At 75.4% G+C, this 14289-nt stretch carries 12 protein-coding genes; 8 read left to right on the forward strand and 4 right to left on the reverse strand.

The genetic code is table 11. From position 1 onward, the window contains the following. Positions 1 to 8 precede the first annotated feature (8 nt). The gene (locus ACIQVI_RS18760; RefSeq protein ID WP_403596977.1) at positions 9 to 227 is read right to left on the reverse strand and encodes an MbtH family protein; all 219 of its coding nucleotides are present in this window, start codon (positions 225 to 227) and stop codon (positions 9 to 11) included. Between the two features lie 852 nt (positions 228 to 1079). Here ACIQVI_RS18760 and ACIQVI_RS18765 point away from each other — a divergent pair. Beyond that, entirely contained in the window at positions 1080 to 1502 is a 423-nt protein-coding gene (locus ACIQVI_RS18765; protein WP_351971823.1) for an SsgA family sporulation/cell division regulator, read from the forward strand. A gap of 70 nt (positions 1503 to 1572) precedes the next feature. Continuing rightward, entirely contained in the window at positions 1573 to 2466 is an 894-nt protein-coding gene (locus tag ACIQVI_RS18770) for an oxygenase MpaB family protein (RefSeq protein WP_403596981.1), read from the forward strand. A gap of 64 nt (positions 2467 to 2530) precedes the next feature. Here the strand turns inward: ACIQVI_RS18770 and ACIQVI_RS18775 are convergent, their stop codons facing one another. Continuing rightward, the gene (locus tag ACIQVI_RS18775) at positions 2531 to 3649 is read right to left on the reverse strand and encodes a serine/threonine-protein kinase (protein WP_403596984.1); all 1119 of its coding nucleotides are present in this window, start codon (positions 3647 to 3649) and stop codon (positions 2531 to 2533) included. Between the two features lie 274 nt (positions 3650 to 3923). Here ACIQVI_RS18775 and ACIQVI_RS18780 point away from each other — a divergent pair, with 274 nt between their 5' ends. The 4 genes from ACIQVI_RS18780 to ACIQVI_RS18795 all read left to right on the forward strand — a co-directional run bounded on the left by ACIQVI_RS18780 (position 3924) and on the right by ACIQVI_RS18795 (position 10833). After that, positions 3924 to 5159 carry an NAD(P)/FAD-dependent oxidoreductase gene (locus ACIQVI_RS18780; RefSeq protein WP_403596987.1) on the forward strand — a complete coding sequence of 412 codons (1236 nt, stop codon included), beginning with the start codon at positions 3924 to 3926 and terminating at the stop codon, positions 5157 to 5159. A gap of 129 nt (positions 5160 to 5288) precedes the next feature. Then, positions 5289 to 9683, forward strand: coding sequence for an SNF2-related protein (locus ACIQVI_RS18785; protein ID WP_403596990.1), 4395 nt, complete (start codon positions 5289 to 5291; stop codon positions 9681 to 9683). Continuing rightward, the gene (locus tag ACIQVI_RS18790) at positions 9680 to 10498 is read left to right on the forward strand and encodes a hypothetical protein (protein WP_403596993.1); all 819 of its coding nucleotides are present in this window, start codon (positions 9680 to 9682) and stop codon (positions 10496 to 10498) included. The genes ACIQVI_RS18785 and ACIQVI_RS18790 overlap by 4 nt, the downstream gene beginning before the upstream one ends. Positions 10499 to 10566: 68 nt before the next feature. Beyond that, positions 10567 to 10833, forward strand: coding sequence for a DUF4235 domain-containing protein (locus ACIQVI_RS18795; protein ID WP_351974210.1), 267 nt, complete (start codon positions 10567 to 10569; stop codon positions 10831 to 10833). 95 nt (positions 10834 to 10928) lie between these two features. Here the strand turns inward: ACIQVI_RS18795 and ACIQVI_RS18800 are convergent, their stop codons facing one another. Both ACIQVI_RS18800 and ACIQVI_RS18805 read right to left on the reverse strand, forming a co-directional pair. Beyond that, positions 10929 to 12035 (reverse strand): glutamate--cysteine ligase, encoded by a 1107-nt coding sequence (locus ACIQVI_RS18800; protein ID WP_351969826.1) that lies wholly within the window; start codon positions 12033 to 12035, stop codon positions 10929 to 10931. A gap of 182 nt (positions 12036 to 12217) precedes the next feature. Further along, positions 12218 to 12898 carry a DUF4230 domain-containing protein gene (locus ACIQVI_RS18805; protein WP_351969827.1) on the reverse strand — a complete coding sequence of 227 codons (681 nt, stop codon included), beginning with the start codon at positions 12896 to 12898 and terminating at the stop codon, positions 12218 to 12220. 175 nt (positions 12899 to 13073) lie between these two features. On the opposite strand from ACIQVI_RS18805, the gene ACIQVI_RS18810 reads away from it, so the two are divergent. Continuing rightward, a complete protein-coding gene (locus ACIQVI_RS18810; protein ID WP_403596998.1) occupies positions 13074 to 13751 on the forward strand; it encodes a VanZ family protein in 678 nt (225 codons plus the stop codon). Between the two features lie 46 nt (positions 13752 to 13797). After that, on the forward strand, positions 13798 to 14277 hold the full coding sequence (locus ACIQVI_RS18815; RefSeq protein WP_403597001.1) for a diadenosine tetraphosphate hydrolase: 480 nt from the start codon (positions 13798 to 13800) through the stop codon (positions 14275 to 14277). The last annotated feature ends 12 nt before the right edge of the window (positions 14278 to 14289 follow it).

The raw sequence follows: 14289 nt of genomic DNA on the forward strand, positions 1-14289 counted from the left end.
GCGGCGCGTCAGCGCGCTTCGGCCTCCATCGCCGCCACCAGGCCGGCGGGACGCATGTCGGTCCAGACGCTCTCGATCCGCTCCAGACACTCCTGGCGCGACCCCTCGACGCCCTCGCGGTCCCAGCCGCCGGGGACCTCGAGATGCGCGGGCCAGAGGGAGTACTGGGCTTCGCGGTTCACCAGCACGACGAAGCGACCCGACTCGTCATCGAAGGGATTGCTCACGTTCCCACCCGTTCTCGATATCTTGTTCCAGTCTTTTTTCACGCGCGGCCCACCCGGATTCACCGGGCGACCGAAACGGGATTTCCCCGAACGGCGCGGCGCGTACGCCGCTCCTTCGAGGGGAGCCCGGCACGACCCCGGAGGCGGGCGGTCCGCTCCGCTCCGGACAGGGGAGACGAGCACCCCCGGCCAAGACTTCCCCCTAAAACCGAACTCACTCCGGTCACATTAAAGGATCCTCCTCGGCCAAGGATGCGAGCCCTCATGTTACTTTCCAGTAATTCATCAAGTGGAAAGCTCGGTAAGGGCGAGGGTCATATGCCAATAGCCGCTCCCGATCGGATATCCAGCCACGCGAAGTCCACTTCGTCACTGCTTGCCCCTTTATCACCCGCACCATTCCGGCTGACCGCCCGACGCCCCCTCCGGTTCCCCGGTACGCCCCCCGGAAGCGTGCCGCGCTCCCATGCGCCGTCCATGCGCCCCGCCCGGAAGGCAACCTCCAGCCGGAAAAAGTGGTCCGTCCGGCCATCACGACGTCCTCCGGACGGCCGGTTGACGACACTCCGGAGCACCGAACCGGAAGCCGTCGGCCATCATCCGCACGGCCGCCGCCCATCCCTCCCGCGCCGCCCCTTCCCGCGTCGGCCGCCCCTCCTCCTCCGGTCAGCCCCTCGATCCGGTAGCGACCACCCAGAAGGGGGACGTCCTTCGCGAGCGGTTGACGCTCCTCACAAGTCCTCGACACACTCCCCTCCGTCACCACACACTTTCGTGGAGTGATCACGGCTCACGGGGTAACCGCGTGATGAAGCGTCACCGCCCCGGGTGGCGTCCGAGGTTGGAGCCTCCGTGTCCCGTCCCAGTTCTCCCGTCCCGCCGGTCTGCCGCGAGATCAAGTGGAAGACCACCGCCTTCCTGCTCACCGACTCCTGCCGCGTCCCGCTCGGCGCCACCGTCCGCTACCGGTCCCGCTCCCCCTACGTCGTCGAGCTCACCCTCCACACCCCGGCGGGCGAGACGGTGTGGCACCTGGACCGCGACATGCTCCTCGCCGGCACCGAGGAGCCGGTCGGCATCGGCGAGGTGCACATCCGCCCCGCCCCCTACGACCAGGTCGTCCTGCGCCTGGGCGACCCCTCCCGCGCCGCCCTGATCGGCCTCGGACGCGGCCCCGCGCTGCGCTGGCTGAACACGACGTACACCGTCGTGCCCGCCGGGAGCGAGAGCTCCCACATCGACTGGCGGCCGCTCCTCGACGTCCTCGCCGACTGACCCCGGCGGGCGGCGGGGCGGCGGTCCGCGGCGCCGGGGGCCTCCACCGCGACGGGCGCATACTGGCCCTGTGGAATGGTCGCCGCCCTTCGTGGACGACCTGAGGGAACGGCTCGGGAGGGAACTCTTCCGACGCGTCGCCGGGCCCTCGGGCGAGAAGACGCGCGCCCGGGTCCACGGCACGCCGGGGCCCCGGTGGTTCGGCCCGGACCGGCCGATCCGCGCGGTGCACGGCGACGCGTCGATGTTCGTCGGGGGCCTGACGGCGCTGCTGCTCCAGTCGCTGCACCCGTCGGCCATGGCGGCCGTGGCGGCCCATTCGGGGTTCCGGGGCGATCCGTGGGGCAGGCTGCAGCGGACCAGCACGTTCCTCGCGGTCACGACGTTCGGCACGGCCGACGACGCGCGGCACGCGGTGGAGCGCGTCCGCGCGGTCCACGAGCGGGTGCGGGGCACGACGTCGGCGGGCCGGCCCTACCGGGCCTCCGATCCGCACCTCCTGGGCTGGGTGCACGTGGCGGAGGTCCACGGCTTCCTGCGGGCGCACCTGCGCTACGGAGCCGCGCCGCTCACCCGCGCGGGCTACGACGGCTACGTGGCGGACGCGGCCCGGATCGCCGAGGAGCTGGGAGCGGAGGACCCGCCCCGGAGCCTGGCCGGGCTGGCCCGGCGGATGGAGTCGTACCGGCACGAGCTCGGCGGCACCCCCGAGGCCCGGGAGACCGCCCGTTTCCTGCTCCGGGACCCGCCGATCCCCCGCCCGGCCCGCGTGCCGTACGCCCTGCTCACGGCGGCCGCGGTGGAGCTGCTGCCGCCGTGGGCCCTCGGGGAGCTGGGACTCCCGCCGCTCTCCCGGCCCACGAGGGCGGCGGCGCGGACGGGCGGACGGCTGGCGACCGGGGGGATCCGCTGGGCGATGCGCCCTCCCCCGCCCGTCCTTCCGCCTTTCCCCGAGGCAGCGTGACGGACCGCCGCGCGAGCCCGGTCCGGCCCCCGCCGCACCGGCCGGACCCGGGGGACGGACGGCGTCAGTTCCCGGGCGCCCCGGAGAGGGACGACGCCGCGATGGCGGTCCGGTGCGGCGCCCGGATCGGCGCCTCCCCGCTCGCGGTCGGGGCGCCGATGGAGCCGGTCAGCGTCGCTCCGAGCACGGTCAGCGCCGCGCAGGCGGTGAGGGCGCGGCCGGAACGGTGGGACACCGGATCCGGGCGGCGGCTGTCGGCAAGCGGGGGCTCACCGGGCGAGGCGGGCACGGACTCGGACGCGGGCGCGGGCACGGATGCGGGCACGGACGCGGGCGCAGGCACGGGCGCAGGCGCCCCGTCGGGCACGGCCGTCAGGGCGCGGAAGCAGGCGTCGGCGTCGGGCCGGCCGGCCTCGTTCGGGTCCGTCATGGCCGCCACCAGCTCGGCGAGGGCCGGGGGAAGGCCCGGCGGGATCACGGGAGGCCGGCGCAGCCGCGCGAGCGCGGACTCCAAGGGGGCGCCGGCGTACTCCAGTTCGCCCTTCAGGGACTCCAGGAGCACCAGGCCGAGGCTGTAGACGTCCGCCGCGGGACCGGCTCCCCTGCCCAGGGCCTGCTCCGGCGCCATGTAGGCCGCGGTCCCCACCACGGGGCCGGTCTCGACGCGGGTCGCGGGGTCGAACGGCCGGGATATGCCGAAGTCGGTCAGGTACGGGGAACCCTCCCCGTCCAGGAGGACGTTCGACGGCTTCACGTCGCGGTGCACGACGCCGGCCGCGTGCACGTGGGCGAGCGCGGAGGCGAGCGCGGCACCGGTCCGGGCGGTCTCGCGGGGCGTGAGGGGGGTCGCGGCGATGCGGCGACGCAGGGTCGTTCCCCTGACGAGCTGCATCACCAGGTAGGGCCGCCCCTCCTCGCGTCCGGAGTCGTACAGGGTCACCAGGCCGGGGTGCCGCATCCGGGCCAGCAGGCGGCCCTCGTCGTCGAAGCGCTCCTCCGTGCGGCCCTCGCCGCCCGGCCGGTAGATCTTGACCGCCACCGGTCGCCGCAGCCGCAGGTCCAGCGCCTCGTACACCTCGGAGGCTCCCCCGCTCCCCAGGAGACCGTCCAGCCGGTACCGCCCGGCGACCGCGTGGGCCGTGAGCCGGAGATCCGGTCGGACCGACCATGGACGGACCCTCATCGACGCTCCCTGCGTTCCGTTGCCGTCTTCCGCCGCTCGCCCGCCGGTACGCGCCGGACCCGGCCGCCGTGCGCTCCGGGCCGCGGGCCCCGTCCGTGCGCGGGCACGGGAGTACGCGTGCCCCGGGAACGCCGGACCATCCCCGTGCGGCGCCGGGCGATCCGGTGAGGGCGCCGGGTCCCCGGAAGAGCGGCGCGCCCTCCCGCGCCCGGCCGGGGTCCGCCGTAACGTGGCGGGCCGGAGTCCGGCGGTCCGTTGAGGAGTGACGACGTTCATGGGGCAGAGGGACGAGGGCGTGGACGCGGTGGTCGTCGGAGCGGGGGCGGCCGGTCTGGCCTGCGCGGCCGATCTGGTCGCGGGCGGGCTCCGGGTGAGGCTGCTGGAGGCCTCGGACGCCGTGGGCGGCCGGATGCGGACCGACCGGGTCGCGGGCTTCACCGTCGACCGCGGCTTCCAGGTGTTCAACACCTCCTATCCGCAGGTGAAGAGGCGCCTCGATCTGCGGGCCCTGCGGCTGAGGCCGTTCACGCCGGGCGTGCTCGTGCACACCGACGACGGGTTCCGCCGCTTCGTGGACCCCACCCGCCGGCCCCGCGAGGGTCGGGACCTGCTGCCCGGACGGCTGGCCTCGGCCCGGGACCTGGCCGCCCTGGGCGTGCTGTCGGCGAGGGACGTGCTGGCGCCGGTCCGGTACCTGCGGACCCGGCCCGACGCCACCACCCTCACCGCCCTGGCCGACGCCGGGATTTCGGCGGAACTGGTGGAGACCTTCTTCCGGCCGTTCCTGTCGGGGGTCTTCCTGGAGGACGAGCTGGAGACCTCCGCCCGCTTCTTCCACCTGGTCTGGCGCACCATGCTGCGCGGCACCCTGTGCCTGCCGGCCGACGGCATCGGGGCCGTACCCGCGCAGCTCGCGTCCGGTCTGCCCGGCGGTGTGCTGCGCACCGGGGAACCGGTCGCGTCGCTCACCGACCGGGGCGTGGCCCTGGCCGGGGGCGGCGAGGTGTCCGCCCGCGCGGTCGTGGTCGCCACCGGTCCGCGCGACGCCGCCCGGCTGCTCCCCGGCCTGGACGTCCCGGACGGACGCGTCGTCACGACCCTGTACCACGCGGCGGAACGCTCTCCGCTGTCCGAGCCGACCCTGGTGGTCGACGCGCGGCGCCGCTTCCTCAACAGCTGCGTCCTGACCGAGGTGCACCGCGGCTTCTCCCCGGACGGCCGGGCGCTGGTGTCGACCTCCGTCCTCGGGGACCCGGATCCGGAGCGAGAGGAGGCGGTCCTCGCCGCCCTCTCCGAGGTCTACGGCGCGGATGCCCGGTCCTGGGAGCCGGTGCACCGCGTCGTGGTGCGCGACGCCCTCCCGGCCATGCCGCCGCCCCTCCCCCTCTCCCGTACCGGCCGCGTCTCCCCCGGCCGGTACGTGTGCGGGGACCACCGGGCGACGGGCTCGGTCCAGGGCGCCCTGGCCTCCGGCACCCGCACGGCCCGGGAGGTCCTGGCCGACCTGTGACACGCGCTCAATGGCTTGACCCGCACCGAGGGTTGGCGCTTTTCGAGTGCCGTATCGGAGCGAGCCGGGGGTGACGGTTCGTATCCTTTACGTGTTCGCCGCGTCACGCACTGTGCAGGGAGTCTCTTGTTGGGTACGCAGTCCCGGACGGCCGGTGCCGGCTCCTCCTCATCCCCCTCCTCACTTCCGCCCGACGGTTCCGGAGCGTCGTGGCACGAACGGGCCCGGGACGTCGTCGCGTTCGGCGGGTTCGATCCGCGCCTCGCGGCCGAGGCGGAGGAGCTGGCGCTCGCGGGCGGGCTGACCGCGCGGGACCTGCGGGCCCTGCTCCTCCTGACGGACGACCACCCGGGGTGGCTTCCCGCCCGGAGGCGCGCGGTCGCGGCCCTGGGCGACCGGCCGGAGGTGCCGCAGCAGGTGCTGGCCCTGCACGCGCAGTTGGAGGCGTGGGCGCCGCCCGCGTACGCGGAGTCCTCGGAGCCGCTGCCGGACGGGGGGACCCTCCACCGGGCGGAGCTCCGGATCGGCCCGGCCGACGCGGTCGCGAACGGGCCCGTCCGGACGGGTCTTTCGGCGGGGTCGGCCCGCCGGGCGGCGGCCGACGCCGTGCTCCGGGCCCTGGCAGGCGTCGGGACGGAGCGGCTGCGGCTCCCGGGGATGACGGCGGAGCTGTTCGACTCGCTCCTGGGCACGCGCCTCGACGGCGCGGCGGAGCCGGGCGAGGAGCTCCACGCCGAACTCGTGCGGCGGGCGGCCGCCTCGCGCCTGCGGCACCGCGACGCCCTGCGGCTGCTCTTCGGCACGACGGCCCCCGGCTGGCGGGAGGTCCGGCTGCTCGCCCTCGACCAGACGGCGCGGATGCCGCCGTCGGCGGCGACCCTGCTCCAGTGGCGGGCCGAGGCGTGCCGGGCCGGACTCCGGCACACGACGGTGGAGCGCCCCGGCGGCTTCGCCTCGGCGTGGAGCTGGGAGGAGGCCGACGGCCTGGTCCGCACGGGCCCCGAGCGGGTCTCCGACGACCGGCGCACGTCCCTGCACGGCGCCGCGGTCGCCCTCCTCGCCCTGCTGTGCGGGCTGCCCGAACCCCGGGACCTGGTCGAGGAGAAGCCGCGGAAGGCCCCGCCCCGGATCCAGCCGGTTCCGCCGGGTGCGGATCCGGTGAAGTACCTGAACAAGTACACCCAGCTGGAGGTGATCACGAAGCCGGAGCCGACCGTCACCTCCTCGCCCCGGCGCATCGTCTGCGCGTATACCTGCCGGCACGTGGCGACGGGCACGACGGTACGGGCGACGGGCACGGCGCGCGTGAAGGGCGACGCGCGCCTGAAGGCGGCCACGGCCCTGATCGAGGAGCTGGCCCGGCTGGACGCGGAGACCGCGAAGCGGCCGGAACGGCCCGTACGGCAGGAGCGGTCCGTACAACAGGAACGGTCTGTACGGCCGGAGCAGTCCGTACGACCGGAGCAGTCCGTAGGACAGGAGCAGCCCGTACGGCCGGAGCAGTTCGTGCGGCCGGAGCGGTCCGCGACCCCGGCGCCGCCGTCTCCCGTCGTGCCCGTCGTGATCCCGAGGCCCCGGCCCGCGCGGCCGGCGGTCGTCCTGCCCGCGCCGCGCACGGAGACCCCCGCGCCGCCGGACGTGCCGGAGCCGCCGGGGGAAGGGCTGTCGGCCGGTGCCGTGGCCGGTGAGGCGCTCGCGGCCGGGTGCGCGCTCTCCCTCGTCCCCCCGACCGGCGGCGAGCCGGTGGCCGGGATGCTGCTGTACCGGGCGGACGGCGCGCCGATGCCCGGGGTGCCGCTGCCCGCGCCGCTCGCCGCGACCGTCCGCCGGCTCGTCGTGCCGGCGGCCGACGGGCCGGTGGAGGTGACCGGTTGGCGGCTGCCCCTCGCCGAGGCCGTGCCGCTCCTGCTCGGACGGTCCCGGTTCGCCGCGTGGCATCCGACGGCCGTGGAGTGGGAGCAGGCGGCGCGCCTGGGTGTACGGCTCGTGGCCGCCGGGCTCGTCCGTCCGGCGCTCGGCCCCGACGGGGTCGGCCGGTGGCGGGTCGGCCCCCTTCCGGACGCCGCCTTACAGGCCGTGGACGAGCTGGCGCACCACATGTCGCCGCACGCCCACGCCGTCACCGGCGGCGGATCCGTCCCGTCGGCGCGGGAGGAGGCGCCGACCGCGCGGGAGGCCGTCCTGGTCTTCCTGCACGCCGTGGCCGACGGCCTGGTGCGGACGCCCGCGGCGGTCATGTTCGGCCCCGGCCCGTTCACGGGCCCCGCCGGGGGCCGCGTTCCGGACGCCGTGGCCGGGGCGGTGCGGCCCTGGCTCGACGCGGTCGAGGACCGGCTGGACGACGGTCCGCCGCCCGGCCTCGTCCTGGAGATGCGGGAGCCCTCCGAACGCGAGGCCCTGGACGGGCGCCTGACGGGGCGCCTCCTGATCGACGCCGGGCCCGGACGGGAGGGGGACGAGGTCGCGGCCGGTCCGCTGTGGTCGGGGCGCGCCTTCCTCCGGGGGGTCGACCGGAACCGGTCGCGGGAGCGGGTCGAACGCCTCCTGGAGCGCATGGACCGGCTGTGCCCCGGCCTCGCGGGGCTGGCCTCGCGGCCCGAGGCGTTCACCGTGGACGCGGCGGGGATCACCCTGCTCCTGCGGGCGGAGGAGGAGTTGGCCGCCGCCGGGATGCGGCTGCGCTGGCCGGACCGCCTGCGCCGGGGGCTCTCCTCGTACGCGGTCGTCGGCACCGCGACGGACACCGGTGGCGCCGGGGTGCCCCGGTTCGACCTGCGGGCCCTGCTGGACTTCCGGTGGCAGGTCGCGCTCGGCGACGACACCCTGAGCGAGGCCGAGATGGACGCGCTCGCCGAGGCCGCCCGCCCCCTGGTCCGGGTGCGCGGCCGGTGGGTGCTGCTCGACCCCACCGTGCGCGCCCGCGCGCGGCGCCGGGAGATCGGCCGGCTGGCCGGGATCGACGCGCTCGCCGCCGCGCTCACCGGCACCGTGGGCGTCGACGGCCGGCAGGTCGCCTGCCGGGCGGCGGGGGCCCTCGCCGGTGTCGTCACCGCGCTGCGCCGGGGCGAGCACGTCTCCCCCGTCGCCGTTCCGGCCCGGCTGCGGGCCGTGCTGCGCGGCTACCAGGAGCGCGCCCTGGCCTGGCTCGCCCACACCGGCGACGCGGGGTTCGGCGCCGTCCTCGCCGACGACATGGGCCTCGGCAAGACCCTCACCGCGATCGCGTACGTCCTGCACCGCCACGAGACCGGGCACGATGGTCCGGTCCTGGTGGTGTGCCCGTCCTCCCTGGTCACCAACTGGCAGCGGGAGATCGACCGGTTCGCCCCCCACCTGGACGTGGTCCGCTACCACGGCGCCGGCCGGAGCCTGGACCCGGTCGGCGGGCGCACGGTCGTCCTCACCACCTACGGCGTGCTGCGGCGGGACGCGGAACTCGCCTCCACCGCCTGGGACCTGGTCGTCGCCGACGAGGCGCAGCACACCAAGAACCACGCGTCGGCGACCGCCGGGGCCCTGCGCGCGCTCACCTCCACGGCCCGGCTCGCCCTGACCGGGACGCCCGTGGAGAACAACCTCTCCGAGCTGTGGTCGCTGATCGACTGGGCCAACCCGGGCCTGTTCGGCACGCTGAAGGCGTTCCGGGCCCGCTACGCGACCGCCGCCGAGCGCGAGCCCGGCGGCCCCGCCGCCCAGGCCCTCGCCCGGCTGGTCGCGCCGTTCGTGCTGCGCCGCACCAAGAGCGACCCCGGCATCGCGCCGGAGCTGCCGGCCAAGGTCGAGACGCGGAGGATCGTCGAGCTCACCCCCGAGCAGGTCGCCCTGTACGAGGCCGTCGTCCGGGAGACGATGGACCAGATCGCCGGGTCCTCCGCCGCCACCCGCTCCGGTCTGGTCCTGAAGCTGATCACCGCGCTCAAGCAGATCACCAACCACCCCGCCCACTACCTCCGGGAGGCGCATCCCGGCCTGGCGCAGGTACGGCGGTTCGGCCGGCGGTCGGCCAAGCTGGAGGCGCTCGCCGAACTCACCGGGACGATCGCCCGGCGCGGCGAGGCCGCCCTCGTCTTCACGAGTTACGTCGCCATGGGCCGGCTCCTGGAGGAGCACCTCGCGCACCTGGGCCACCGTCCGCTGTTCCTGCACGGCGGTCTGGACGCCGGGCGGCGGCAGGAGGTCGTGGACGCCTTCCAGCGCGGTGGTACGCCCCTGCTCGTTCTCTCCCTCAGGGCCGGCGGCACCGGCCTGAACCTGACCCGGGCGAGCCACGTCGTCCACTTCGACCGCAGCTGGAACGCGGCGGTCGAGGACCAGGCGTCCGACCGCGCCCACCGGATCGGCCAGCGGCGGACCGTCACCGTCCACCGGCTCGTCACCCGGGGCACGATCGAGGACCGGATCGACCAGCTCCTCGCCCACAAGCGCACCCTGCAGAACACGGTCCTGGCCTCCGGCGGCACCGGGTTCGCCCGCCTCACCGACCACGAACTCGCGGAACTCGTCCGCCTGGGAGCACCCGGATGACCACGATCCCGCCCCGTCGGCGCGCCACCGACACCACCGCCGTCGCCACCACCGTCGCCTCCGTCTCCGTCTCCGCCGGACCCCCCGTCCGTACGCGTCCTCCCGTCGAGACCCCGGAGGGCGACACCGCGTCCAGCACCGCGACCGATGCCCGTACGACCCCGGCGGCGCCCCCGGCCGAGGCCGCCGGGGCGCCGGTCCTTCCCACCCAGGGCGTACGGACCGGGGCCCTGCCGCCGCTCCCGCCGCTCGACCTCCACGGCGCCGTGCCGGTCCTCGACGCGGTCACCGCCGAACCGCCCGCCCCGCTGCCGGAGCTCGCCGTCCTGCGCGCGCTCGTCCGGGACGCCGCCCGGCGCGCCACCGCGCTCCTCCAGGGCCACGTCCCCGAGGCGCACGACACCGTCGCCGACATCGTCCGCTTCACCGTCGGCGCCGGCGGCGAGCACCTGGAGACCGCGGCCGCCCACCTCGGCCTCACGCCCCTCCGGATGCGGCACCTCACCGCCGCCTACCACCACGGCGGCCCGCACGGCGCCGCCGCCTGCCTCTCCCCGCGGCCCGCCCACCCGGCCGCGCTCGCCGGGGCGGAGGCCGCGATCCGGCCGCTGCGCCCCTCCCCCGGCGCCCCGCTCGAACGCCACCGCGACCGGCTCACCGACCCGTCCGCCGGGGTGCAGCTGCGCCACGGCCCGGACGGGCGCTGGTACCCGTACGCCGACCTCCACGGCACCTGGCAGCCGGTCGCCGGACCGCACGGGGACCCCGCCCGCGCGTACCGGGCCGCGCGTCTCGCCCTGCGGCAGCGGCGCTGATCGCGGGGCGCATGTGGACCGGCCGCCGGGGTAGCCGGGGCAGTGACCGGAGGAAAGGAAAAACCACCATGAAACCGTCACGTCTCGTGTTCAAGCCGCTCTCGCTCGCCGTGAGCGCCGGGACCGGCGTGCTCGCGGGAGCCGCGTTCAAGAAGACGTGGCAGATCCTGGGGCACGACGACGACACTCCCGACGCCACCGACGAGCACCGGGGCTGGGGCGAGGTCCTGCTCGCCGCGGCGCTGCACGGCGCGATCTTCGCCCTGGTGAAGGCCGCCGTCGACCGGGGCGGGGCCACGGCGGTGCGCCGGGTGACGGGCACCTGGCCCGCCTGATTCCGTACCGCACGCACCTGATTCCGTATCGCACGGACGGACCGGAGCGCCGCCCCCTTTCCACGGGGGCGGCGCTCCGGTCCGTTCGGGTCCTCCTACGCGGTCTCCTCGGTGGCGGTGGTGATGCGGGCGCAGGCCTTCACGACCTCGTGGAGGTCGAGGCCCTCGTCGCGCAGGGCGCGCTGGCGGTCCGCCCCGCCGCCGCGGGCCAGGTGCGCGGCGATCCCCTTCCGCGCGTCGTCGAGGTCGCCGGTGTCCGCGAGGGCCTCCTCGACGTGGTCGAGGAGGGCTTCGAACGCCGTCTCGGTGGAGGTCTCGCGCAGGGTGACGGGGTGGAGGAGCGGTCCCCGGAGGCCGGACCGGGCGGCGCGCCAGGACGCGAGCCGCAGGAGTCCGGCGGAGACGGGGGCGGGGGGCTCGCCCGCGCGCCAGGCGCGGGCGGCGGTCTCCACGAGCCCCCGGGCGAGGGTCGCGACGAGGACCGTGGTGTCGGCCTCCAGACAGACGTCGGCGACCCTGATCTCCACGGTCGGGTAGTTCGCGGAGAGGCGGGCGTCGAAGTAGATCATGCCGGGGTCGCGCAGGACGCCGGTCTCCACCATGGCCTCGACCTGCTGGTGGTACACGTCCGGGCTGCCGAACAGCTCGTACGGTCCGGCGGACGGCCAGCGGTTCCAGACCCGGCTGCGGTAGCTGCTGTATCCGCTGTCCTCCCCCTGCCAGAAGGGGGAGTTCGCGCTGAGCGCGTTCAGGAGGTAGAGCCAGGGCCGGATCCGGTCGAGGACGGCGACGCCCTCCTCGTCGGAGTCGACGGCGACGTGGACGTGGCAGCCGCACGTCAGCTGTTCCTTGGTGGTGAGGGCGAACTGCTCGGCCATCCAGCGGTATCTCGCGCCCAGGTGGCGGGACGGCTCGACGGGGACGGGCGAGGTGGCGAGGGCGGCGACGACCGCGTCGGACTCCCGGGCGTAGCGCAGGGCCTCGCCCCGCCACCGTACGATCTCCTTCCGCATCTCCGCCATGTCCGTCAGCGGCTGGGTGGAGAACTCCAGCTGTTCCTGGTGCAGTTCCTTCTCGAAGACCTCCCCCGCCTCGTCGCCGCGCAGGGCCGCCGACGCCAGGACCGCCGACGACACGGCGAACGGCTCGCCCGTCCTGGCGTTGACGAGCATCAGCTCTTCCTCGACTCCTACCGTGCGCATCGACTCTCCCCTACGTCAGTGAAGGTCCCGCGCCGCCGGCCGCCGGAAGGGGCCGTGAGCGGTGCGAGACGGGAACTCTCTCCCGCGTATGCCCGCTTCCGCGTCCGTGACGCACCCGGGACCACCCCTCTCAGCAGGAGTTTTCAACTCCGCGGGTACGGGGCGGAGTCCGGGTGCTCCGTTCAGCCGTAGGTGACGGTGACCCTCTCGAAGCCGAGGGCGCGCAGGAGGCCCTGGAGCATGGCGGTGGTGTTGCGTTCCGCCCGGGTGGTGAGGTCGCTCTCCTTCGCGGCGTCGCCGATGTGCCGGGCGGCGAGGACGTTGACGGCCTGCTCGCCCGCCGGGTTGTCGGAGAAGAGGTCGCCGAGCCGGTCGAGGAGGCCGCGCTGCTTGGACACCGTGTAGGAGCGCTCGGGGTCGAGGAACGGCCGGTCCAGCCGCGCGTGCGGCAGCCGGAGGGTGGCGGTGGTGCGTTCCTCGTCGACGGTGACGGCGTTCTCGCCGAGGCCCGAGAAGTCGACGTAGGCGCTGACGCTGCCGCTGGCGACGTACAGCGTGCGGGTTCCGCGGATCGCGTCGGGCAGGAACCGGGCGTCCTTCTCCAGGTCGACCACCACCTGGTAGGCGCCTGCGGCGCCCTCGTGGCGGTTCATGTCCTGGATCGACTTCAGGACGGCGGGGCCGGTGCGGTCCTTGGTCTCGCTCCCGAACAGGTCGCCCAGGCCGGGCGGCTGGAAGAACCGGCCCAGCAGGACCAGCACCAGGATGAGGGCGAGGAGCACGGCGGCGAGGGGCCACCCGCGGGTGGCGCGTCCGGACCGCCGGGGCTCGCGCGAGGGTCTGCTCTCCGTGTCTTGTTCCATGCGCGTCTCGTGCCCGCTGCGCTTCCGCCCATGCGGAACCCGGCCCGGTTCACGGCCTGTTGGGGCGTACGGGGCGGCTGTGGCCGTTGCCGTGCCGGCCTCGGCGCGCGTGGGTTGCGGCGGCGCTTCCCGGGTAGCCGCACTCCCTCGGAGAGGCCGACGATGGGGGCGGAACATGAGGATGTGGAGACGTGACCGGAGCGCGGACGGCGCCGTGGCGACCAAGGCGGGCGGTCCCGTGCCCGCCGCGCCCGCGCCGCCTCCGGAGCCGCCCCGTGAGGCGGAGGAGCCGCGCGAGCCGCTCCGCGAGGCAGAGGCCGAGGCGGAGGAGCCGCGGGGGCCCGGCCGGGCGGTCCGGGCGCTGGTGGCGCTGGTCGCCCTCGTGGGGATGGTGGCGTTCGCGATCGTCCTGGCCAAGCTCACCCTGAACGCGTCGCCGGCGTCCGTGCCCCTCACGCACAGCAATCTGACGCCGGGCAGTTCCATCCGCGCGTACCTGGGGCAGCCGGCGTTCCTGGAGACGGTGAAGCAGCTGGGCGGCAACGTGCTGCTCGGCGTGCCGTTCGGGGTGCTCCTTCCGCTGTTCTCGCGGAAGACGCGCGGGCTGGTGCGGGTGGCCCTGCTCACGATCGTGACGATGCTGCTCGTCGAGCTGGTGCAGGGCGCCCTCATCACGGGACGCGCCTTCGACATCGACGACGTCCTGCTCAACACCACCGGCGCGCTGCTCGGCTACCTGCTCGTCGGACGCCGTCTGGGCCGCGCGGTGCACCCGCGCGTCCGGCGCCGGTGGTGGCAGCGGCGCCCGGCCCGGCGGAAGGGGTCCGAACAGGTCCTGGCCACCGAGCGCTAGGGCCTGTCCGACCCTGATCCGCCGGACAGGCCCTAGGCTCCCCGGCATGGCGGACGACTGGCGGGCGGACCGGATCGGGACCGCGCTGCGGGGCGAGAACCCGACGGTGCTGCGGCGGCTCGACGCGTCGTTCGCGGTGATCGGCGACGTGCAGTTCCTGCCGGGCTACTCGGTGCTCCTCGTGGACGATCCGGGTGTTCGGCGGCTGTCCGAACTGCCGAGGGCGAAGCGGCTGGCGTTCCTCACCGAGATGGATCAGCTCGGTGAGGCCGTCGAGCGGGCCTGTCTGCGGCTGGACCCGGCTTTCCGCCGGGTCAACCTGGAGATCCTGGGGAACACCGATCCGTTCCTGCACGCGCGCGTGTGGCCGCGGTTCGCGTGGGAGCCGGCCGGTCTGACGGGCAAGCCGGTGTGGCTGTACCCGCCCGGCCGGTGGAGCGAGGAGCGGTTCCGGCTCGGCCCCCGGCACGACGTGCTGCGGGAGGCGATCGGCGGCGAGCTGGACCGGCTGCGGGCGGCGGCCTGACGGCCGGGCGGG

The organism is Streptomyces sp. NPDC098101 (assembly GCF_044760185.1).
Taxonomy (GTDB): Bacteria; Actinomycetota; Actinomycetes; order Streptomycetales; family Streptomycetaceae; genus Streptomyces.

Bases quoted from the DNA above. Each gene is read 5' to 3' on its own strand.
- ACIQVI_RS18775 (WP_403596984.1), bottom strand. From the start codon at position 3,649: ATGAGGGTCCGTCCATGGTCGGTCCGACCGGATCTCCGGCTCACGGCC.
- ACIQVI_RS18780 (WP_403596987.1), top strand. From the start codon at position 3,924: ATGGGGCAGAGGGACGAGGGCGTGGACGCGGTGGTCGTCGGAGCGGGG.
- ACIQVI_RS18790 (WP_403596993.1), top strand. From the start codon at position 9,680: ATGACCACGATCCCGCCCCGTCGGCGCGCCACCGACACCACCGCCGTC.
- ACIQVI_RS18795 (WP_351974210.1), top strand. From the start codon at position 10,567: ATGAAACCGTCACGTCTCGTGTTCAAGCCGCTCTCGCTCGCCGTGAGC.
- ACIQVI_RS18800 (WP_351969826.1), bottom strand. From the start codon at position 12,035: ATGCGCACGGTAGGAGTCGAGGAAGAGCTGATGCTCGTCAACGCCAGG.
- ACIQVI_RS18805 (WP_351969827.1), bottom strand. From the start codon at position 12,898: ATGGAACAAGACACGGAGAGCAGACCCTCGCGCGAGCCCCGGCGGTCC.
- ACIQVI_RS18810 (WP_403596998.1), top strand. From the start codon at position 13,074: ATGAGGATGTGGAGACGTGACCGGAGCGCGGACGGCGCCGTGGCGACC.
- ACIQVI_RS18815 (WP_403597001.1), top strand. From the start codon at position 13,798: ATGGCGGACGACTGGCGGGCGGACCGGATCGGGACCGCGCTGCGGGGC.